Genomic DNA, 18,847 nt, shown 5'->3' on the forward strand with positions numbered 1-18,847 from the left:
GCGGGCCCCGCTACTTGATCAGGAACACCGGGACGTTCGCGTCGTCGGCCACGCGGTCGGAGACGCTGCCGAGCGACCGGATCCGCTCGCGCGGCGACTTCCCCTCCGGGCTCATCACGATCACGTCGATCCCGTGCTCGTCGGCGTAGTCGACGATCTCCGTGTCCGGCGTCCCCGACACGACGCGGGTCTCGACGTCGACGCCGGCCTCCTCGGCGCGGTCGGCGACCGCGGCGACCGCCGCCTCGCCCTGCGACTCGAGGTCGGCGACGACCTCGTCGTGCAGTTCGCCCGAGCTCGCGGTGGCGATGCGCCGGTCGACGACGTACAGCGCGTGGATCGTCGCGTCGTGGTCGGTCGCCAGCCGGACCGCGTGATCGAGCGCGCGGTCGACCGCCTCGCTCCCGTCGGTCGGCACCAGCAGGTCGTCGTACATAGGTCCCCGTTCGATCCGGCGGCAAATAACGGTACGCCCGCTCGGTCGCCCGCTGGGAACGCGGAGGAACGCGGGGGGACGGGCTCCCCCGCCGTCCCCCGTCCGAGGGCGTGCCAACCGCTCCCGCGCAAGCGAACGGTTTTTGCGTCGACCGACTGGAAGGGACGTATGGACGAGGACACCCCCGACGGGGAGGCGCCGACGGCGGGCGACCCCCGGGCCGACGGCGGGACCGAGCGCGCGGAACCGACCGAGGACGTCGCGCTCGACCCCTGGGGGTCGGCGTCGGTCGGCGACTACGCGGACCTCTTCGAGGAGTTCGGCATCGAGGCGTTCGACGAGGTCGCCGACGACGTGGTCGACCCCCACTACCTGATGCGCCGCGGCGTCATCTTCGGGCACCGCGAGTACGACGCCGTCGCCGAGGCGATGGCCAACGACGAGCCGTTCGCCGCGCTCTCCGGGTTCATGCCCACCGGCGACCCCCACATCGGCCACAAGCTCGTGTTCGACGAGATCATCTGGCATCAACAGCAGGGCGGCGACGCCTTCGGGCTGATCGCCGACCTGGAGGCCCACTCCGCGCGCGGGATGTCGTGGGACGAAATCGACGAGCACGCCCGCAACTACCTCCTCTCGCTCCTCGCGCTCGGCTTCGACGCCGAGGAGGGGGAGATCTACCGCCAGTCCGACAACCGCGAGGTACAGGACCTCGGCTTCGAGCTCGGCTCGAAGGCGAACTTCTCGGAGTTCGAGGCGATCTACGGCTTCGACGGCGAGACCAACATCTCGCACATGCAGAGCGTGATCACCCAGACCGCGGACATCCTCTACCCGCAGCTGGTCGACGAGCCGAAGCCCACCGTCATTCCCGTCGGGCCGGACCAGGACCCCCACGTCCGGCTCACCCGCGACCTGGCGACCCGCGTGCGCTACTTCAAGGTGACCGAGGCGTTCGCCTCCTTCGAGCTCGACGACGACGAGCGGCAGCTCGTGCGGGCCGCCTACGACGCGCTCGCGGACCCCGACGGCGACGGCGCGGTCGACGACGCCGAGACCGACGTGCGCTGCGAGGACGCCGCCGACTGGCTCGCCGACTACGAGCCGCCCGAGTCGGTCGCCGAGGCCAAGTCCGGCGCCCTCGACAAGCTCGAGGCCGGCGGGAAGGAACCGCTCCGGCCCCGCGTGCGCTTCTTCGACCGCAACGCAACCGACGAGGCGTTCGAGGCGCTGATCGAGGCGGTCGACGGCGAGAAGCGCGTGTTCGAGGGCCACGTCGACGCCTTCGACCTCACCCGCGGCGAGGCCGAGTCGGTCGCCCGCGAGGTCGAGATCGACCACGACGGGTTCGGCTTCCGCCAGCCCTCCTCGATCTACCACCGCTTCATGACCGGGCTCACCGGCGGGAAGATGTCCTCGTCGGTCCCGGCGAGCCACATCTCCCTGCTCGACGACCCCGAGGACGGCTACGACAAGGTCCGGGCGGCGACGACCGGCGGCCGCGACACCGCTGAAAAGCAGCGCGAACTCGGCGGCGAGGCCGACGAGTGCCCCGTCTACGAGCTGTACGCCTACCTGCTCGCGGGCGACGACGACGAGCTGACGAAGACCGTCTACTCCGAGTGCGTCAACGGCGAGCGCCTCTGTGGCGGCTGCAAGGAGCAGGCCGCCGAGCTGATGCGCGAGTTCCTCGAAGACCACCAGGAGAAGCGCGAGGAGGCCGAGGAACTGCTCGACGAGCTCGACATCGACTTGGACTCCGACCGGCGCGGGACCGGCGGCGAGCACTAAACGGGATCGTCGATTGCGGTGGACTATTTATAAGTGACCGTGCGGTGGCGTGCGCCGGTGAGCGCCCGGCGGGGCGCGAACCGCCCGTACGAGGGAGTCGGTCGCCGGAGCGAAGCGGAGGCGACCGACGAGGCTGGGGAGGTGTGAGGTGCGGTGCCGTGCGGGGCGGGACTCGAAGGGCCAGTCGCCGGCGCGTAGCGCCGGCTTCCAGAGAATCTTCGATTCTCGCTGCTAGGGATTCGGAGTGGTGCGTGTCAGTCAGCAGTTTATAACTGAACCGCTGTGAGCGCGCCGATAACTGCGTCGGGGAGGGCGTCGTCGGTGTTCTTGGGTCAGTCGTCGGTAGCGGTTCGTCTACTTCTCGGAGAGGTACCCGTCGGTTCGCTTCACCCGTTCCGACTCGGACCGTCGACCGAGCCGATGGTTTATGGGGTGGGCGCCACCTCTCACGAGTATGAGCGAGGAGGAGACGATCCACGTCGCGGACGTCAGCGAGGGGATCGGCGGCGACGCGACGGCGGAACCGGGCTCGCCGGTGGAGCTTCCGGTCGTCGACGTGCTCACCGGCCGATCCTTCATAACGGGAAAAAGCGGGTCCGGGAAGAGCAACACCGCGAGCGTCGTGATCGAGAATCTCCTCGATAACGGGTTTCCGGTGCTCATCGTCGACACGGACGGAGAGTATTACGGCTTAAAAGAAGAGTACGAGATTCTCCACGCGGGCGCCGACGACGAGTGCGACATCGTCGTCTCGCCGGAACACGCTGAGAAGATCGCGACCCTCGCCTTGGAGCAGAACGTCCCGATCATCCTCGACGTCTCCGGCTACCTCGAAGAGGACACGGCAAACGAGCTCCTCTTAGAGGTCGTCAAACAGCTGTTCGCCAAGGAGAAGCGGCTCAAGAAGCCCTTCCTGCTCGTCGTCGAGGAGTGCCACGAGTACATCCCCGAGGGCGGCGGGATGGACGAGACGGGCAAGATGCTGATCAAGGTCGGAAAGCGCGGCCGGAAACACGGCCTCGGCATCGTCGGGATCAGCCAGCGCCCGGCCGACGTAAAAAAGGACTTCATCACCCAGTGCGACTGGCTCTGCTGGCACCGGCTCACCTGGGACAACGACACGAAGGTCGTGGGCCGGATCCTCGGCTCGAAGTACGCGAGCGCGGTGGAGGATCTGGGCGACGGCGAGGCCTTCCTGATGACCGACTGGGACGAGTCGATCCGCCGGATCCAGTTCCACCGCAAGGAGACGTTCGACGCGGGGGCGACCCCCGGGCTCGACGACTTCGAGCGCCCCGAGCTGAAGTCGGTCTCCAGCGACCTCGTGGGGGAGCTTCAGTCGATCTCCGACGAGAAGGAGCGCCGCGAGTCCGAGATCGCCGACCTCCGCCAGGAGCTCGACAAGAAGGACCGGCGCATCCAGGAGCTCGAACGCGAGTTAGAGGAGGCGCGCGACCTGAGCAACATGGCCGACCAGTTCGCGCAGGCGCTCCTCGGGAAGGCCGAGGCGCCGTACCGCGGCGGCGGGGGGACCGCGCCCGGCGGCGGCTATCCCGGAAGCGACGAGGGCGAGGACGGCGGCCAGTCCGTCCTCAAGTCGTACGACGAGGCGGTCGCCGCGACCGAGGGCGACGGCGGGACCGCGGACGGCGAGGCCGCGGACGGCGGGAACCCGGCGGCCGACGGGAACCCGGCAGCCGACCTCGACGCCGCCGACGCGGAGAGCGACGCTGCGACCGGCACCGCCGAGGACACCCGCGCCGACACGTCGGACGTCGATTCCGGAACCGGCGACGCTCCCGCCGCCGACGTCGACGACGTCGACCCGGTCACGCGCGCCGACGTGGCCGAGAGCGCGCTCCGGTTCGACGACGCGGTCGAGCTCGGCACCCGCGAGGCGGTCATCGAGGAGCTCCGGAGCCGGATCGAGACGCTCCCGGATCTCTCGCAGGGGATGCTGCGACACTACCGCCGAGAGGGCGTCAGCGACCCCGTCGCCGCCCACATCGACGCCGGCGGCGACGGCGACTCCGGGCACGCGTACAGCCGACACCGACCGATCCGGCGTGCGGGGCTCATCCGCCACGCGGGCCGGGGGCACTACGCCTACGCCGTCCCCGACCTGATCCGCGAGGCGTACGCCGACCGGCTCGACGAGGAGAGCGTCCGCGAGGTCGTCCGCGCGGTCGAGACCGCCTTCGTCCCCCCGGCCGAGCGGAGCTATCCCCCGGACGCCGACCCGGAAGACGTCGCCGGCGGCGGCTCGGCGGGGATCGAGCTCGGCGATGCGGACACTCCGACAGACGGAGACGAGGCGGAACGCGACGACAGCGAGGACCGGGAGGAGGCGGACACCGAGGAGACCGGGGACGACGCCGGCGGCCTGAGCGACGCCGCCCGGCGGCTCGCCGATCGCGGGCGCACCGCCGAGGAGTGACCGGTCGATGCGGACGTGAGATCGGTCGGTGCGGACGTGAGATCGGTCGATGCGGACGCGAGATCGGTCGATGCGGACGCGAGATCGGTCGGTGCGGACGCGAGATCGGTCGATGCGGACGTGAGATCGGTCGATGCGGACGCGAGATCGGTCGGTGCGGACGTGACCGGGCGGTCCCGGCCGCCCGTCAGAACGGAACCGAGAGGTGCTCGCTCGGGACCGCGTTGCGCACGGTGACTTGCGGGTCGACCACCTGACTGATCTCGAGGCCGCCGACGAGGCTGGAGAACAGGTACGCCTCGGTCCGAGAGAACCCGTGTTCGTGCGCCAGCAGCCGCACCGCGTCGCGGTTCGCGAGCTCGGCGGCCTCCTCCATCGTCGGCGCGCTCGCGATCGTCTTGACCGCGTCGCCGGTGTCGACGAGGGGGCGACGGAGCGGGATTTCGGGGGCTTCGATCACCGAGAGCGTCACGTCGATCTCGGTGCCGATCTCGGCGCCGGTTCCGCACATCTCGCCGTCGGCCATCGCGGCCTTCGAGTCGCCCATCGCGAGCATCGCGCCCTCCTGAAACACCGGGAAGTACGCCGTCGTCCCCGCCGTCATGTCGGTCGTGTCGAGGTTGCCGCCGTGGTCGTCCGGCGTGAGCGTCGACACGGTCTCCTCGGCGGTCGCGACCCCGATCGTGCCGATCACCGGCTCGATCGGCACGTCGATCCCCTCGAAGTCGATCCCACCGCTCGATCCGTCGCTCTCGGCATCCACCTCCGTGATCCGCGTCGCCGGGTGGTCGATGTCGGGGTCGTCCTGCAGGAGTCCGAATCCGGGGGCGGTGAGGACGCGCCCGACGTCCTCAGTGACGCGCACGTCCTCGATCTCGACCGCGAGCACGTCGCCCGGGCTGGCCCCCGCGACCGCGATCGGCCCGGTGGCGGCGTTCACCTCCTCCGGGATCGCGTCGAGGAGGTCGTCGTCCGTCTGGATCGCGCCGTTCAGGCTGTCGACCGTCTCGATCGTGAGCGACTCGCCGTCGGCCGCCTCGTAGACGGGGTCCATCGCCGGCGCGAACTCGTAGACGTGGCCGTCGCGGTGTGAGATCCTGTCACGTGACATCGCGTCTCGATCCGGGGCGGGCGGACAAAAACCCCGGCGTCGACGGCGGGTTCGCGGCCAGAGAAACGAGATCGATACGTCACCGAAGGTCGGGGAGGTATCCGGCGAGCCGCGATCGGAGCGTGGTCCGCCCCCGGTCGTCGTCGCCGTCGTCCGCGAGCCGCTCGTTCTTCTCCGCCAGCAGTTCCTCGTACTGTTCGGTGACGTACCGGAGCTGTTCCTCTTTGCGTTCGAGCTCGGCTTCGAGCCGTTCGACGTCGCGGTCGTCGTCGGCGACCGCTCGCTCCGCGTCGCGGGGGCCCTCGGTGCGGTCGTCGCCGCGGGCCTCGGCGCCTGCCGCCGCGGAGCCGCCGCTGTCGGACCACCGCAACGCCGGTCGCTCCGTCGCGCTCTCGGCTGGAGGGTCGGAGGCCATTGTCCGTGGTAAGTAATAGCACAGTCAGGAAGATAAAAGTCAGTCAGACGAACGGCGTGCGCTCGGCGCGAGGCGCCTCAGCAACGCCGGGCGGGGGCGAGAGTGTAGCGTCCTCCCGACTCTTCCGCCGCCCTTGCTCAGGTCGCCGAAATCTATGGAACATTGACGGAAAAGCATCTCCGTGGGTAATAGTGGGTAATACTTATCCAGGAGTGGATTGTAGTGGGTAACATGACGAAGGTGGATGCCCGCGACCTGCGAACCAACGAGACTGACGACCGAGGTCGTATCTATCTCGGAACAGAATACGCGAACAAACGCGTGACCGTCGCCGTCGTCGAAGTCGAGTCTGCCGGACCTGACGAGGACGAATTAGCCGCCGCGTACCGCGAGGCTTCCGAGAGCGCCGACTATCTCGCGGAGGAGTGGAAGGGAGCATCCGACGAGGCGTGGAGCGGACTCGATGAATGACCGATGATACCGAGATTCGGCGTGGCGATGTCGTAATCGTCCGTCTCGACCCTGCCGAGGGCCGTGAGATGAAGAAGACCCGGCCTGCGGTGATTGTGCAAAACGATATCGGAAATCGAAACTCCAGTACAACCATCGTTGCTCCCGCGACAGGCACGCATCGGGGATACCCCTTCGAGGTGCTGGTCGAAGCGGATGGCTCACCGTTCGAGAAGGACTCATCAGTTCGTCTCGACCAGATTCGCGTCGTCTCTATCGAAAAGCGGATTCACTCGGTTGTCGGAAGTCTGAGCGAGCCGATCATGGCCGAGGTCGACGAAGCACTGAAACTGAGTCTCGGGCTAGATTGAGTCAGCCCATCTTCCGACTACCCCGACCGAACACGGCGAACTCCCTAGACCGGTTTTCGAATCACTAATCAGGTGATGAAGCGTCTAAAACTATCCTGAGACGACTATCGACTCTCCCGCTGCTCGACCTTGTTCAACTCGATCAGCAGCCGGAAGATCGCTTTCACGAGGTTGGCGTCGACGTCGAACCGCTCGGCGTTCTCGCCGGCCCGTTCCATCACGCGCTCCTCCTGTCCCTCGTCGGTCGTCGGGAGGTCGCGCTCGTCTTTCACGGCCGCGACCGTGTCGGCGACGTAGGTCCGGCGGGCGATCAGTTCCACGATCTCGCGGTCGATGTCCTCGATCTCGTGTCGCAGTTCGTCGAGGCTTCGGTCCTCGGAGTTCGGTGTGTCACTCATTGTGGGTGTGTCTGTTGTGTGGTGTCTCGCGGACGCTCACTCGACGGTCGCCCCGTCGTTCCTGGTGGTCGTGCGTCGCAGCGTGCCGGGGCGGTCGCCCCACGCGTCGGCGACCCGATCGAGGTCGGTCTCGGGGTCGTCCGGGTTCGCGACGGCGACGACGCTCGGCCCGGTCCCCGACAGCGACACCCCGGTGGCGTGGGGCATCGCCTCGACCGCGGGGTCGGCGTCGAAGCCGAGCGCGGCGGAGAAGGCGAGCCCGTTGACGGTCATCGCCTCGGCGTACCGCCCGTCCAGCGCGAGGTCGGCGACGAGGTCGGCCATCGGCGCGACGGCCTCGCAGCGCGCCACGTCCGCGTCCGCGCTGTAGGCGCGCTCGGGCGGGGTCCACACGAGCACGTCCCAGTCGACCGCCTCGCGCGACCGCAGCTCGTCGGCGCCGTTGTCGGTGACGGTGACGCCGCCGAGCATCGAGGCGGTCGCGTCGTCGAACGCGCCCGTGACCGTGACGCCCGCCTCGCGGGCCGCGCGGACGCCGAGCCGACAGGCGTCGAGGCGGGTCACGTCGACCGCGGGGTCGTCCGCGTCGTCCCCGACCGCGAGCCCGAGCGCGTCGCAGGTCGCGAGCACGGTCGCGTTGGCGGCCGCGCTGGAGCTTTTGAGGCCGGCCGCGAGGGGCACGTCGCTGTCGGTCCGGACGGCGCCGCCCTCGCCGTCGCCCCAGCGCTCGGTCGCGAGCGCGACGCAGCGCTCGATCAGGGCGGTGTCCGCGTCGGGGGCCTCGGCGATCTCCCCGCGCACGTCGTCGGCGCCGGGGTCGAGCGTCACCGTCGCGCGCGTTTCGACGTCGATGCCGAAGGCCGCGCCGGTGCCCGTCGCGAGCGCGTTCAACACGGTGCCGGCGCCGAGCGCCGCTGCCCGTCCCTCCATGCACTCACGGCTCGCGAGCGCGGACAAAGAGGTAGCGATCACGGCGAGTCTCTCGGGGCGGTCGGGGGAGGGAGCGGCGCGGCCCGCCGAAGCGCCCGCGCCCTCAGACCGGCTCGGCGCGCCGGACCGCGGCGTCGACCTCGTACCAGTCGGGATCGGGCCGGGCGCGGGTGTCCCGGCTCCGGAAGTCGATCTCGACGGTGAACCGCCGCGGGTCGTCGCCCCCGTCGAACCGGTCGTCCGCAGAGTACTCCGCGCGGTGGTACGCGTACCCGACCGCCTCGCGCTCGATCGAGTTCGGGCGGGTCGCGTACGCGTCGACGCGGAAGTAGACGGTCCCGTACGTGAACCGCCCGGCGTTCTCGACGGTGAGCCGCGCCTCGACCGTCGTCTCGTAGCCGCCGTCGGTCACGTCGAGCACGTCGACGTTCGTGACCACGAGGCCGGAGCCGTCGGGGCCGACCTCCTCGGGGGTTTCGGCGCCGTCCGCCTCGTCGTCGTCGTCCGCCCCGTCCGACTCCTCGCCGTCCGTCTGCTCAGCCCCGGACTCCTCGCCCTCGGAGAGCGATTCGCGGTCGGCGTCGCTCCCCGTCCCGTCCCCGGAGCTGCCGGCCTCCCCGCTCGACTCCACGAGACAGCCGGCGAGCAGGCCGGGGACCGCGGCGGCCAGCAGGCGTCGACGGCGGAGCGAGGGCGTCATGCGTCCACCCACGTCGGCGAGCGCCCTAAAGGTGGTCGTCGGAGCCGATCGACGTGCGCCCCTCGGTCGCAACGGCATTCGGGAGTCGAGCGCGGCCGCATCGTTATCCCGTCACCGACCCGAGGGCGCCGGTCACCGCGCCGACGACGGCGGCGACGACCGCGGTCGTGAGAATCGATCCGAACGCGTCCGCGATCCCGTGGGCCTGCGTCGCCGCCTCGCCCTGCGACGCGACGACGAGGACGACGACGACCAGCCCGTACGTCAGCGCGCCGAGTCCGCCGCCGAGCCCGCAGGTCACGGTCGCCTCCCGCGCGTCGTACGCCCGCGACCCGACGAGGACGCCGAGCACGCCGGCGAGCAGCGGCGCGAAGGCCAGCGCGGCGGCTGTGACGGCGAGGTACGACTGCGCGACGAACACCGGGCCGAACCGCGCGGTCTCGCCGGTGGCCGCCGTGGCGAGCGCGGCCTCCGCCCACCCGGTGGTCGCGGCGGCGACGAGGCCGACGCCCGCGCCGACGACCGCGAACACCGCCGCCGTGAGCCCGACTCCGTTCCCGTCCATCAGACCACCGCCCACCCGTCCGCCAGCCGTCCCTGCCAGCCGGTGCGCTCCTCCCACGCGTCGCCCGAGAACCCGGTCGCGAGCACGAACTCGCCAGCCTGCACGACATAGCCGTACTGGACGCCGGCGTGCTCGTCGTACCCGTACCGCTCGCCCTCGGCCTCGTGGTGGTAGAGGCGGTGCCAGCGGGTGGGGCCCTCGTCCGTCGCCGCCTCCCCGTCGGTCTCGTCGCTCCCTCCGCCCTCCCCCGCCGTCGCGTTCCCGGAGAAGTCGGAGCCGGCCGCGGTGGCGTCGGGGTCGATCGGCGCGCGGCCCTCGGTCGACGCGGCGGCGATCGCCTCGTCGAGGCGGTCGCTCGCTGTCGCCGCGTCCGGGTACCGCTGGACGTACAGGGGGACGCCGTCCAGTTCGTGGGCCCACCCCTCGAACGTCTCGCTCGGACGGTTGCCGGCCTCGGGGCGCGCCGCGAACGCGACGAACAGCTCCTCGGTCCGGTCCTCGGAACGAGGTATCGGTCCGAGCCGCGCGCGCAGCTCCTCGCGGCGGGCGGCCTCGAACGCGTTCCCGTAGATCCTCGGGATCCGGTCCCGGTCGTGCTCCTCGTCGTCGTACGGCTCGTGTGAGAACGCCGAGAAGCCGCGGCTCGCGAGGCCGAGCTCCACGAACGCGCCGCCGCGGACCCGCCGGCGCTCCTCGGGGTCGTCCGGGAGGGGATACAGGAGGCGGTCCAGGAGGCGGTTGTGGATCGGCTCGCGCGAGAACGCCTCGTCGACGTAGGTGGCGGTCCCGACGGCGGCGAAGTTGCTGTGCATCCGCGAGAGCTCCTCTAGGAACCGATCGACGTCGCCGCGGGGGGCGAACGTCCGAAGCTCCTCGACGTGGCGCTCGGTCCGCGAGACGATCCGAGAGCGGGGGTGAAAGTGCGGTTCCAGCGCGTCAGCGGCGGTGTCGGCGGCCGCGCGCCCGGCCTCGTCGAGGCGGTCGGCCATCTCGACGGTCACCGCGTCGTTCGCGTCGGCTTCGTCCCGAACGTCGTCGATCTCGGCGACGACCTCGCGGATCGCCGCGCGATACGTCTCGACCGCCGACGGGTACTCGGTCGCGAACCACACCGCGTCGTCGACGACGTGTCGCGTCGCCGCCGCGAGCGCCTCGTTTGCGACCGGCCCGGCGTCGTCGCCGTCGACCTGCTCGTCCGCGTTCCCGTCCCCCTCGTCTCCGCCGTCGCCGTCCCCGCCGTCCGCGTTCGGCGGGTCCTCGGAGGCCGCGTCGGGGTACTCGACGCCCTCGACGCCGAGACACCCGGAGAGCCCGGCGACCGCGGCGGCGCCGACGCCCAACAGGCCCCGTCGCGTCCGTTGCATGACATACCCTCCCGGCGGAGGGACCTTAAATGTGGCATCCCCGATTCTCGCTTCTGAATGGCCGAGCCGCGACCGCCGAGCGCGCCCCTTTTGAGGCGCGCGCACCGAACGGCGCGTATGTCAGCACCCTCACGCAGCGACGTTCCCCCCACGTCGATCGGGATCGACCTCCGCGAGGAGGGCGTGGTCGTCGAGTACCTCGACGGGCGGACCACCCTCTACCGCGGCGTCCCGGACGCCGTCGAGGGGTCGGTGACCGCCGGCCCCGGCAAGGAGACGCACGTGCTCGTCACCGACCCGACGGAGACGGAGGGCGTGATGACGTACGTCAACGACTACAACACCGACGACGAGATCCTCGAGGACTCGGGGGTCGGCCGCGTCATGGTCGAGGACGGCGAGCGCGACGAGGTGTTCCCCGGCGTCATCGTCGCGCGGGAGGGCCAGCGCAACGAGGTGATCGCCGACCCCGAGATCGCCGGCGGCCGCGTGTTCGTCTTCGTCGAGGACGGCTGGACGGAGGGGAGCTACGAGATCGTCGACGCGCCGGAGGACGGACTCGACGCGCATCGGTGAGCGGGCTCGGTGACCGGGCTCGGCGCGGAGCGCGGTGACGAAACCGATCACCGGGTGGAACCGCCCGCCGAGTGAAAACGACCGACAGACGAAAGTCCGGCGGGCGCCGATCACGGGTATGAGCGACGAGGCGGACGCCGAGAGCGAGGTGCTGCGCGCGAGCGACATCGGCGGCGAGGGCCCCCCGATCGAGGAGAAGCCCTACAAGATCGTCTTCGAGGCGAACAAGTGCTTCGGGGCGGGCAAGTGCGCCGAGGTCGGCGACAACTGGGTGATGGACGTCCAGAGCGGGATGGCGAAGCCGCGGTCGTACTACATCGGCGAGGACGAGCTGGCGGAGAACGTCCGGGCCGCCGAGGTGTGTCCCGCCAAGAAGGACCAGGGCGTCATCCACGTCGTCGACCGCCGCACCGACGAGGAGATCGCGCCGGATCCGCACGGGGACGGGACCCTGTCGGTGGACTGGTAGGGGAGTCGGACGGGGCGCGTGGGAGCCCGCTATCCAGAGCACCGCCGCGGCATCCGAAAGGGGTTTGACCCCGCCGCCGGAATCCGAATTCGCGCGGGGGTGGCTGAGCCTGGCCAAAAGCGGCGGACTTAAGATCCGCTCCTGTAGAGGTTCGAGGGTTCGAATCCCTTCCCCCGCATTCCTGCTGCGAGCAACCCGCGAGCAGCAGGAATCGGCTTAGAAGGGATTCGAAGCAGGGAGGTCGCGCGCAGCGAAGCGAGCACGTCCGACCGTGGTTCGAATCCCTTCCCCCGCATTGCTGTCGCGAACACTCCGTGAGCGACGGCGACGATCACTTATAAAGAACGATGCGGTCGGCGCGTGCCTCCGAGTGGCCGCCGGAGGCGGCCGCGAGGAGCACGCGCGAGGGAGTCGGCCGGCGCTTATAAGCGCCGGCCGACGAGGCTGGGGAGGTATGAGGTGCTGTGCGGTTGGGTGGGACTCAAAGGGGCAGTCGCTGCGGGCGGCGCAGGCGACGGAAGCACCGGAACGAGGGAGCGAACAACGTGAGCGACCGAGTGAGGCGCGCAACGAGCGTGCGCCGCCCGCAGCGACTGGGGCTTTGGAGGCCGTCACTCCGGAGCCGTCGATCACTTATAAACACCCGCCAGCAACACCACAATCCGACTTATAAACAACCAACCCATCGAAACGATTCACGTACTCCCGCCGTCGATCGAAACGCCCCCGATCTCAAGCGTACGCCTCGAACTCCTCGCCGAAGACGAGGAAGTAGCCGGTTCCGACGACGCCGATGACGGCGGCGACGGTGAAGGCGACCTCCGGGCTGACGAAGTCCCACAGGTAGCCGCCGATCGCGGCGCTCGGGATGACGATCGTGTTTCGCAGCAGGTAGTAGGTCCCGGTGACCCGGCCGCCGGCGCCCTGCTCCGCGGGCCCGACGATGAGCGCCTTGTGCGAGGGCAGCCCGGCGAACCGGAGCCCGGAGAACGCGAACACGAGGACGAGCGCCCACTGGATCGGGACGGTCGGCGAGAGGAGCTCGGGACCGTAGACGAGGACGACGGGGAACGCCCCGTACACGAAGAAGCCGAGCGCGACGACCGGCTTGAGCCCGACCCGCTCGGCCAGCTTCGCCGCGGGGGCCATCGTGAGCAGCGCGACGACCATCTCGACGCCCAGCAGGTAGCCGAAGAAGGCCTGCGGGGAGAGGTCGAGGGGGTAGGAGAACCCGCCGACCGCGACCGTCGTTTCCAGCCCGACCGAGAAGATCTGCGTGACGACGAGCACGAAGAAGACGTACACCATCCCGTTCGCGAAGCGGACGAGGGTGTCGCCGATCAACAGCGGGCGGAGGGGATCGGGCATGTCGCGGAGGTCGCGTCGGATCTGGGCGACGCCCTCGAACCGCCCGCCGCCGACGGTGTCCTCGCTCGCGTCGTAGAGGACGTGTTGCACGAGCGTCCCGACGACGCCGAAGACGACCGCCACCGCGAGCACGTACCGGAAGCTCACGGTGAACGCCGGGTGGAGGTCGATGAGGACCGCCGCGAGGACGGGGCCGATCAGGAACGCGGTGCGGCGGAACGTCTCCGTGCTCGCGAACCCGGCCGCCAGCCGCGAGGGGTCTGTCGCCTGCTTGACCACGGCGAAGGTCGCGCCGAGGCCGAACGACTTCCACGCCTGCGCGAGCACGAGCCCGACGAAGACCCAGATCCACGGTTCGATCGTCACGCCGGCGACCGTGATCGCCCCGACGTTCGGGGCGACCAGCCAGACGGCGAAGCCGACGGTCGAGATCAGCCCGAAGGCCGTCAGCGCGTACCGCGACCCGATCCGGTCGGAGATCGCGCCGCCCGGGTACGGGTACAGCGCGGAGATGACGTTGCCGAAGGTCCCAAACAGGCCGACGACGAACCCGGACGCCCCCAGCGCAACCATGTACTCCGGGAGGAACCGGTTCGTCATCTGGAAGCCGAGGCTGAACGCGAACATCGCCAGCGACACCGCGAGCACGTCCCGTTCCAACGCGAAGAACTGTCGGAACGTCTCCAGCGGGCTGGTCTCCTCCGGGTCTGGGGTCGATTTTGTCTCGCTCATCGGGGGACTGAGAGGCGGCTGACTGCTCGTGTCTGTGCGTTCGCCCGCGGCGACAAATAGGTACCCACGATCGCTCCTCAGTGTGCACCCGTACCCGCACCGTCCCCAACGTTTACTCCCGGCTCGCCACAGGGTCGACCATGCACGCCGACGAGATCGATCCGCAGGCGAAGGCGGCGATCGAGCGCCAGGAGCGGTTCCCGCTGCCCCACAGCCGCTGGGGGCTGAAGCTCGCGCGGCTGCTCACGGGGCCGGTGACGCGGCTTCAAAACCGGAACCCGCCCCCGGTCGGTGAGACCGTGGACGGGACGGTCCCCGGCCCGGCCGGCGACCTCGACGCCCGACTGTACCTGCCCGACGCCGACGGCCCGTTCCCCACGGTGGTGTTCTTCCACGGCGGCGGGTTCGTGCTGGGGAGCGTCGACACCCACGACTGGCTCTGTCGCCACCTCACGCGGGAGAGCGGCTGCGCGGTCCTCTCCGTCGACTACCGGCTCGCGCCCGAGAACCCCTTCCCCGCGGCGGTCGCGGACGCGTACGCGGCGGTCGAGTGGACGGCCGCCAACCCGGACGCGGTTGCGGGGACCGGTCGGGTCGCGGTCGCCGGCGACTCCGCCGGGGGCGCGCTCGCGGCCGCCGCCGCGCTCATGGCGGCCGAGCGCGACGGCCCCGAGATCGCGTATCAGGCGCTGTTGTACCCCGCCGTCGGCGTCGAGCGTGGCCAGCCGTCGGTCGAGGAGCACGCCGGCATCGTCCTCGACGAGGCCGACTTGGAGTGGTTTCGGGAGTGCTACTACGACCACGAGATCCACGAGCGCAACCCCTACGCCGACCCGACGAACGCGGGCGACGTGTCCGGCGTCGCCCCCGCCACCGTCGTCACCGCCGGCTTCGATCCCCTCCGCGACGGCGGGCGGGCGTACGCCGAACAGCTGGTCCGGGACGGCGTCCCGACGCGCTACGAGAACTACGCGGACCAGGTGCACGGGTTCATGACGCTCCGCGAGGTGGACCGTGCGACCGAGGCCGTCGCGGACGTGGCCGACGACCTCGCGGGCGCGGTTCGGGCGGACGGATAGCGAGGGGGCGGGGAGCGAGGCGACGGCGATCGTTTGTCCTACGGGGTCGTTTATTATCGGGGCCCGTCATTCTCCCCCATGAACCGACGGTCCCTCCTCGCGGCCCTCGCGACCGGCGCGGCGACGGTCCTCGCCGGCTGCGGCCACCCCTCCGTCGTCCTCGATCTGAGCGAGGCGACCGACGACGACGTCGCCGACGAGGTGTCGATGAACGCCGATCCCGACTCGGAGGAGTACGACGTCGTCGCGTCGGCGATCGAGAACGGGACGGCCACGCGTCGCGGACGGTACGAGCTGTTCGACCGCACCGACACCGTCCGGGTCGACGGCGCGTTCTACGAGGTCACGGAGACGCGGGTCGCGAGCAGCGAGGTGACGGTGTACGAGGTGCTCCTCGACCTCGATCCGGAGGACACGACGCCGGAGCTGGGCGAGATCGCGTTCGACGACCTCCCGGAGACGGACAGGAAGCGGCTCGAACGGATCGTCACCGAGGCCGACCCGCCGCTCGGGGACGGTTACGACATCGGCGTCGACTACGGGAGCGCCGAGGAGGTCGGGAACGACTCGGTGTTCGTGCCGGATCGGGAGTACGACGTGCTCGTCTACGGGGGGGAGCGGTACCGGGTCGCGGTCAATTCGCGGACCGCCCCGGAGGCCGAGTATCGGTACGAGGCGAGCGAGGTGGCCCCCGACGTGGAGACGTTCGCGGACCGGGTCCGAGACCGGTACCTGTTCGTGCTCGCGGGGCTCTCGGACGCCGAGCGCGAGGTCGTCGAGGAGTCGATCGACGGGGCGTACTTCGAGGACGACGACGCCTTCCGCTCGGTGGTCGACCGGATCAGAGACCACGATGCAATCCGGGAGGACGACTTCGACGGGACGTGGCTGCTGGAGTACGAGGGCGCGGCGTACCTCGCGTACGTGGAGTGGTAGCTACCCGCCGACCGGTGAGTCGGTCGCCGACTCACGGCCAGTCGGGGTCGACCCCGACGCGGTCGGCGCTGACGGCCCAGAGCTGCTTTCGGGTCTCGGGGTCCCTCGCTTCGTCCGCGGGGGTCAACTCTTCCTCGCCGACGTAGCGCCCGGTCTGCTCGCCGTACTCGGACGCCGCGATCAGTCGCACGAGGCGTTCCGCGGCCGCCCGGCGCGTCGTCCCGACGCCGGGGAGGAGGCCGGCGACTCGGACCGCGAGGCGGGTCCGGAGCGCGGCGTCGCGGAACAGGTTCGTCGAGGGGACGAACCCCGGATGGAGGCAGTTCGCCGTGACCCCCGCGTCGGCTCCGATCCGGTCGGCGAGCTCGAGCGTGAACGCGACGTTCGCGAGCTTCGACCGGGCGTACGCCTCCAGAGGGTCGTAGTCGGCGGCCATCTCGAGGTCGTCGAAGTCGAGGGTCGCGCGCCGGTGGAGGTCCGAGGCGGTGACGACGACGCGGGCGGGCGCCGATGCCGCGAGCCGGTCGAACAGCTCGCGGGTGAGGAGGTACGGCGCGAGGTGGTTCACGGCGAGCGTGAGTTCGATCCCGTCGGCGGTCTCCGTCCGCGCTCCCGCGGAGAGTCCGGCGTTGTGCGCGAGCACGTCGAGCCGGTCGTACGAGTCACGGAGGTCGGCGGCGAGGTCGCGCACGGCGGATTGCGTCGCCAGATCCGCGCGGTGGAACCGGACCGTCCCGGCCGCCGCCTCGCTCTCGGCGGCGAGCGTCGCGCCGCGCTCGCGGTCCCGCCCGACGGCGGCGACGGTGGCGCCGCGCTCGGCCAGCGTCGCGGCCGCGCGGCGACCGATCCCGCTGGTCGCGCCGGTGAGGACAACCACGCGGTCGGTGAGGTCGGTGGGGGGCACGGGTCGGACGGTGGCGCGCGAGCGGGGTAGCTCTGTCGGCGCTCAGAGCGCGGTCGCGATGTGTTGCTCGATCCGGTCGACCAGCGCCGGACGGAACGTCCAGAACCCGTCCCACACGTTCGGCTCGTCCTCGAGGGCGACGAGCGCGGCGTGGCGGTCCGTCTCCGCCTCCGGCGGCGGATCGTAGACGACGAACCACGACCGCCGGTACGGGTAGGACCGGCCACGGTGGACGGTCACCGGGAGCGTCGCCGCCGGGTCCGCGTCCCCGATCCCGTAAACGTGGACGTCGACGCCGCGACTACCGACGACCCGGTACACCTCGTGGGTTCCGCGCTCGTCCTGCAGCCGGGAGAGGCGCTGGAACGACGCCCGGAGCGTCCCCCCGCCCGCCTTGGCCGCGATGCGCTCGATGACGCGGGAGACGACGATCAACAGGAGCTTCTCCTTGTTCGAGTGGGGGTAGCCGCGGAGCCGGAAGGGGACCTCGTCGAGCCCGGCGAGCACGTCCGGGAGCTCGACCTCGTCGAGGTCGATCGCGCCGGTCTTGTACAGGTCGGAGTTGATCAACAGGACCGAGTCGAGCAGCTCGTCGAGCGTGGAGCGAGCGATCACCTCGCCGTCCTCGACGAGGAGGACGAGGTCTTCGTCGGTGTCCGGGATGTCGCGCTCGCTGATCGCGACCGACTGGCCGTCGAGCAGGGAGTCGAGGAGGTTCCGAACCGGGTCGGGCTCGGTCCGGTTGACGACCACGAGCGACCGGCTCGGGGCGTCGATATCGTCGAAGAAGCCGCGCAACGAATCCGTCATCGGGCGGCGTTCGAGGAGATACCTCGCTCCGGCGACGCCGCCGTCGCCTCCGTCTGCGCGTCCTCCGTCGCGTCGCCCGCTCCTGTAGTGGTAATGGTTGGCATGGTGGTCCTGCGAACGGTTCGCGTTACCGTAGCGTCGCCAGCAGTGATAAACCCCGCACCGTCACTCGTCGCCCCAGTCGCGATGGACCGGCGTCTCGCTGGCGTCGACGTTCGCCAGCAGCCACGCCGTCGCCTCGTCGAGCGCGCGCTCGTCGGTCGCGGTCACCTTCAGGCGGTTGTGCTCCGCCTCGCGGTCGGGGTAACAGCCGACGGCGACGTCGAAGCGCTCGCCCGCCGCCTCCAGCGCGGGGACGATGTCCGACTCGGGCTCGACGGTGTAGAGGAACCGCGACCGCCGGTCGCCCGCGAACTCGTCGGCGACGGACTCGAACATCGCCCGCAGCTCCTCGGGGATCCCCGGCATGACGTACACGCCCTCGATCACGCAGCCCGGCGCGAGCCCGGGATCATTTAAGAGCGGGCGGCTCCCGGTCGGGATCGCGGCCTCCGCCTCGACGTCAACGTCGACGTCGCTGTCGGGGATCCGCTCGCGGATCTCGGCCAGCCGCCGCTCGACCGCCTCGCGGGTCAGGTCGGTCGGGGCCAGATCGCGGTCGAACGCGTCGGCGACCGCCTCCATCGTCACGTCGTCGGGCGTCCCGCCGATCCCGCCCGTGACGATCACGGCGTCGAACGCGTCGGCGTACGCTCCGACGTGCTCCGCGACGACGGCGCGGTCGTCGGGCACGGAGAGAATCCGCGTCACGGCGACGCCGCGGTCGCTCAGCTCGGCGGCGAGCCAGTTGGCGTTCGTGTTCACCGTGTCGCCCGCGAGCAGTTCGTCGCCGACCGTGATCAGCGCGACCTCCATTACCGGATCGCAGGGGCGGCGCACGGATGTGCGTTTCCCGTCGGCCGCGGAATCCACCGGAATAATGATTAGGAATCGACGACTCGGTCA

General features: G+C 70.4%; 20 protein-coding genes and 1 tRNA gene. 9 read left to right on the top strand and 12 right to left on the bottom strand.

Going from position 1 to position 18,847, the window contains the following annotated elements:
• Positions 1 to 10: 10 nt before the first annotated feature.
• Positions 11 to 436 carry a universal stress protein gene (locus tag JIN95_RS15075; RefSeq protein WP_095637193.1) on the bottom strand — a complete coding sequence of 142 codons (426 nt, stop codon included), beginning with the start codon at positions 434 to 436 and terminating at the stop codon, positions 11 to 13.
• A gap of 168 nt (positions 437 to 604) precedes the next feature.
• Here JIN95_RS15075 and JIN95_RS15080 point away from each other — a divergent pair, with 168 nt between their 5' ends.
• Together JIN95_RS15080 and JIN95_RS15085 are read left to right on the top strand one after the other, a co-directional pair.
• On the top strand, positions 605 to 2,227 hold the full coding sequence (locus tag JIN95_RS15080) for a tryptophan--tRNA ligase (RefSeq protein ID WP_200532000.1): 1,623 nt from the start codon (positions 605 to 607) through the stop codon (positions 2,225 to 2,227).
• A gap of 454 nt (positions 2,228 to 2,681) precedes the next feature.
• The gene (locus JIN95_RS15085) at positions 2,682 to 4,664 is read left to right on the top strand and encodes a DUF87 domain-containing protein (RefSeq protein ID WP_200532001.1); all 1,983 of its coding nucleotides are present in this window, start codon (positions 2,682 to 2,684) and stop codon (positions 4,662 to 4,664) included.
• A gap of 187 nt (positions 4,665 to 4,851) precedes the next feature.
• Here the strand turns inward: JIN95_RS15085 and JIN95_RS15090 are convergent, their stop codons facing one another.
• Together JIN95_RS15090 and JIN95_RS15095 are read right to left on the bottom strand one after the other, a co-directional pair.
• Entirely contained in the window at positions 4,852 to 5,775 is a 924-nt protein-coding gene (locus JIN95_RS15090) for an acetamidase/formamidase family protein (RefSeq protein WP_095637190.1), read from the bottom strand.
• 79 nt (positions 5,776 to 5,854) lie between these two features.
• Positions 5,855 to 6,190 carry a hypothetical protein gene (locus tag JIN95_RS15095; protein WP_095637189.1) on the bottom strand — a complete coding sequence of 112 codons (336 nt, stop codon included), beginning with the start codon at positions 6,188 to 6,190 and terminating at the stop codon, positions 5,855 to 5,857.
• A gap of 231 nt (positions 6,191 to 6,421) precedes the next feature.
• Here JIN95_RS15095 and JIN95_RS15100 point away from each other — a divergent pair, with 231 nt between their 5' ends.
• Positions 6,422 to 6,661 (top strand): hypothetical protein, encoded by a 240-nt coding sequence (locus JIN95_RS15100; RefSeq protein ID WP_200532002.1) that lies wholly within the window; start codon positions 6,422 to 6,424, stop codon positions 6,659 to 6,661.
• Positions 6,658 to 7,011 (top strand): type II toxin-antitoxin system PemK/MazF family toxin, encoded by a 354-nt coding sequence (locus JIN95_RS15105; RefSeq protein WP_200532003.1) that lies wholly within the window; start codon positions 6,658 to 6,660, stop codon positions 7,009 to 7,011. Before JIN95_RS15100 ends, JIN95_RS15105 begins: the two co-directional genes overlap by 4 nt.
• Before the next feature lie 104 nt (positions 7,012 to 7,115).
• Here the strand turns inward: JIN95_RS15105 and JIN95_RS15110 are convergent, their stop codons facing one another.
• The 5 genes from JIN95_RS15110 to JIN95_RS15130 form a co-directional block, all read right to left on the bottom strand.
• The gene (locus tag JIN95_RS15110; RefSeq protein WP_095637186.1) at positions 7,116 to 7,409 is read right to left on the bottom strand and encodes a chorismate mutase; all 294 of its coding nucleotides are present in this window, start codon (positions 7,407 to 7,409) and stop codon (positions 7,116 to 7,118) included.
• 36 nt (positions 7,410 to 7,445) lie between these two features.
• On the bottom strand, positions 7,446 to 8,339 hold the full coding sequence (locus JIN95_RS15115; protein WP_200532004.1) for a shikimate kinase: 894 nt from the start codon (positions 8,337 to 8,339) through the stop codon (positions 7,446 to 7,448).
• A 103-nt stretch (positions 8,340 to 8,442) separates the two neighbouring features.
• Positions 8,443 to 9,039 carry a hypothetical protein gene (locus tag JIN95_RS15120; RefSeq protein ID WP_200532005.1) on the bottom strand — a complete coding sequence of 199 codons (597 nt, stop codon included), beginning with the start codon at positions 9,037 to 9,039 and terminating at the stop codon, positions 8,443 to 8,445.
• Between the two features lie 103 nt (positions 9,040 to 9,142).
• On the bottom strand, positions 9,143 to 9,604 hold the full coding sequence (locus JIN95_RS15125) for a hypothetical protein (protein ID WP_095637183.1): 462 nt from the start codon (positions 9,602 to 9,604) through the stop codon (positions 9,143 to 9,145).
• Positions 9,604 to 10,968: a hypothetical protein gene (locus JIN95_RS15130; protein ID WP_200532006.1), complete on the bottom strand. Its 1,365-nt coding sequence runs from the start codon at positions 10,966 to 10,968 to the stop codon at positions 9,604 to 9,606. Before JIN95_RS15130 ends, JIN95_RS15125 begins: the two co-directional genes overlap by 1 nt.
• A 117-nt stretch (positions 10,969 to 11,085) precedes the next feature.
• Between JIN95_RS15130 and JIN95_RS15135 the strand changes: the two genes are divergently transcribed.
• The 3 genes from JIN95_RS15135 (at position 11,086) to JIN95_RS15145 (ending at position 12,191) form a co-directional block, all read left to right on the top strand.
• Positions 11,086 to 11,544 carry a DUF5796 family protein gene (locus JIN95_RS15135; RefSeq protein WP_095637181.1) on the top strand — a complete coding sequence of 153 codons (459 nt, stop codon included), beginning with the start codon at positions 11,086 to 11,088 and terminating at the stop codon, positions 11,542 to 11,544.
• A gap of 118 nt (positions 11,545 to 11,662) precedes the next feature.
• Positions 11,663 to 12,013, top strand: coding sequence for a ferredoxin (locus JIN95_RS15140; protein ID WP_095637180.1), 351 nt, complete (start codon positions 11,663 to 11,665; stop codon positions 12,011 to 12,013).
• A gap of 93 nt (positions 12,014 to 12,106) precedes the next feature.
• Positions 12,107 to 12,191, top strand: a tRNA-Leu gene (locus JIN95_RS15145).
• Positions 12,192 to 12,745: 554 nt separating this feature from the next.
• On the opposite strand, the gene JIN95_RS15150 is transcribed toward JIN95_RS15145, so the two are convergent.
• Positions 12,746 to 14,113 (bottom strand): MFS transporter, encoded by a 1,368-nt coding sequence (locus JIN95_RS15150; protein ID WP_200532007.1) that lies wholly within the window; start codon positions 14,111 to 14,113, stop codon positions 12,746 to 12,748.
• Positions 14,114 to 14,253: 140 nt separating this feature from the next.
• On the opposite strand from JIN95_RS15150, the gene JIN95_RS15155 reads away from it, so the two are divergent.
• On the top strand, positions 14,254 to 15,192 hold the full coding sequence (locus tag JIN95_RS15155; RefSeq protein WP_200532008.1) for an alpha/beta hydrolase: 939 nt from the start codon (positions 14,254 to 14,256) through the stop codon (positions 15,190 to 15,192).
• A gap of 78 nt (positions 15,193 to 15,270) precedes the next feature.
• A complete protein-coding gene (locus JIN95_RS15160; RefSeq protein ID WP_200532009.1) occupies positions 15,271 to 16,128 on the top strand; it encodes a hypothetical protein in 858 nt (285 codons plus the stop codon).
• A gap of 31 nt (positions 16,129 to 16,159) precedes the next feature.
• On the opposite strand, the gene JIN95_RS15165 is transcribed toward JIN95_RS15160, so the two are convergent.
• The 3 genes from JIN95_RS15165 to JIN95_RS15175 form a co-directional block, all read right to left on the bottom strand.
• The gene (locus tag JIN95_RS15165; RefSeq protein ID WP_095637176.1) at positions 16,160 to 17,032 is read right to left on the bottom strand and encodes an SDR family NAD(P)-dependent oxidoreductase; all 873 of its coding nucleotides are present in this window, start codon (positions 17,030 to 17,032) and stop codon (positions 16,160 to 16,162) included.
• A gap of 42 nt (positions 17,033 to 17,074) precedes the next feature.
• Positions 17,075 to 17,842 carry a DICT sensory domain-containing protein gene (locus JIN95_RS15170; RefSeq protein ID WP_095637175.1) on the bottom strand — a complete coding sequence of 256 codons (768 nt, stop codon included), beginning with the start codon at positions 17,840 to 17,842 and terminating at the stop codon, positions 17,075 to 17,077.
• A gap of 165 nt (positions 17,843 to 18,007) precedes the next feature.
• On the bottom strand, positions 18,008 to 18,757 hold the full coding sequence (locus tag JIN95_RS15175; protein WP_095637174.1) for a competence/damage-inducible protein A: 750 nt from the start codon (positions 18,755 to 18,757) through the stop codon (positions 18,008 to 18,010).
• Positions 18,758 to 18,847 lie beyond the last annotated feature (90 nt).

The sequence above is a fragment of the Halorubrum sp. LN27 genome (assembly GCF_016635065.1).
Classification (GTDB): Archaea; Halobacteriota; Halobacteria; order Halobacteriales; family Haloferacaceae; genus Halorubrum; species Halorubrum salipaludis.

Excerpts from the sequence above, each read along its gene's own strand:
- JIN95_RS15075 (WP_095637193.1), bottom strand. The coding sequence starts at position 436 with ATGTACGACGACCTGCTGGTGCCGACCGACGGGAGCGAGGCGGTCGAC.
- JIN95_RS15080 (WP_200532000.1), top strand. The coding sequence starts at position 605 with ATGGACGAGGACACCCCCGACGGGGAGGCGCCGACGGCGGGCGACCCC.
- JIN95_RS15085 (WP_200532001.1), top strand. The coding sequence starts at position 2,682 with ATGAGCGAGGAGGAGACGATCCACGTCGCGGACGTCAGCGAGGGGATC.
- JIN95_RS15090 (WP_095637190.1), bottom strand. The coding sequence starts at position 5,775 with ATGTCACGTGACAGGATCTCACACCGCGACGGCCACGTCTACGAGTTC.
- JIN95_RS15095 (WP_095637189.1), bottom strand. The coding sequence starts at position 6,190 with ATGGCCTCCGACCCTCCAGCCGAGAGCGCGACGGAGCGACCGGCGTTG.
- JIN95_RS15100 (WP_200532002.1), top strand. The coding sequence starts at position 6,422 with ATGACGAAGGTGGATGCCCGCGACCTGCGAACCAACGAGACTGACGAC.
- JIN95_RS15105 (WP_200532003.1), top strand. The coding sequence starts at position 6,658 with ATGACCGATGATACCGAGATTCGGCGTGGCGATGTCGTAATCGTCCGT.
- JIN95_RS15110 (WP_095637186.1), bottom strand. The coding sequence starts at position 7,409 with ATGAGTGACACACCGAACTCCGAGGACCGAAGCCTCGACGAACTGCGA.
- JIN95_RS15115 (WP_200532004.1), bottom strand. The coding sequence starts at position 8,339 with ATGGAGGGACGGGCAGCGGCGCTCGGCGCCGGCACCGTGTTGAACGCG.
- JIN95_RS15120 (WP_200532005.1), bottom strand. The coding sequence starts at position 9,039 with ATGACGCCCTCGCTCCGCCGTCGACGCCTGCTGGCCGCCGCGGTCCCC.
- JIN95_RS15125 (WP_095637183.1), bottom strand. The coding sequence starts at position 9,604 with ATGGACGGGAACGGAGTCGGGCTCACGGCGGCGGTGTTCGCGGTCGTC.
- JIN95_RS15130 (WP_200532006.1), bottom strand. The coding sequence starts at position 10,968 with ATGCAACGGACGCGACGGGGCCTGTTGGGCGTCGGCGCCGCCGCGGTC.
- JIN95_RS15135 (WP_095637181.1), top strand. The coding sequence starts at position 11,086 with ATGTCAGCACCCTCACGCAGCGACGTTCCCCCCACGTCGATCGGGATC.
- JIN95_RS15140 (WP_095637180.1), top strand. The coding sequence starts at position 11,663 with ATGAGCGACGAGGCGGACGCCGAGAGCGAGGTGCTGCGCGCGAGCGAC.
- JIN95_RS15150 (WP_200532007.1), bottom strand. The coding sequence starts at position 14,113 with ATGAGCGAGACAAAATCGACCCCAGACCCGGAGGAGACCAGCCCGCTG.
- JIN95_RS15155 (WP_200532008.1), top strand. The coding sequence starts at position 14,254 with ATGCACGCCGACGAGATCGATCCGCAGGCGAAGGCGGCGATCGAGCGC.
- JIN95_RS15160 (WP_200532009.1), top strand. The coding sequence starts at position 15,271 with ATGAACCGACGGTCCCTCCTCGCGGCCCTCGCGACCGGCGCGGCGACG.
- JIN95_RS15170 (WP_095637175.1), bottom strand. The coding sequence starts at position 17,842 with ATGACGGATTCGTTGCGCGGCTTCTTCGACGATATCGACGCCCCGAGC.
- JIN95_RS15175 (WP_095637174.1), bottom strand. The coding sequence starts at position 18,757 with ATGGAGGTCGCGCTGATCACGGTCGGCGACGAACTGCTCGCGGGCGAC.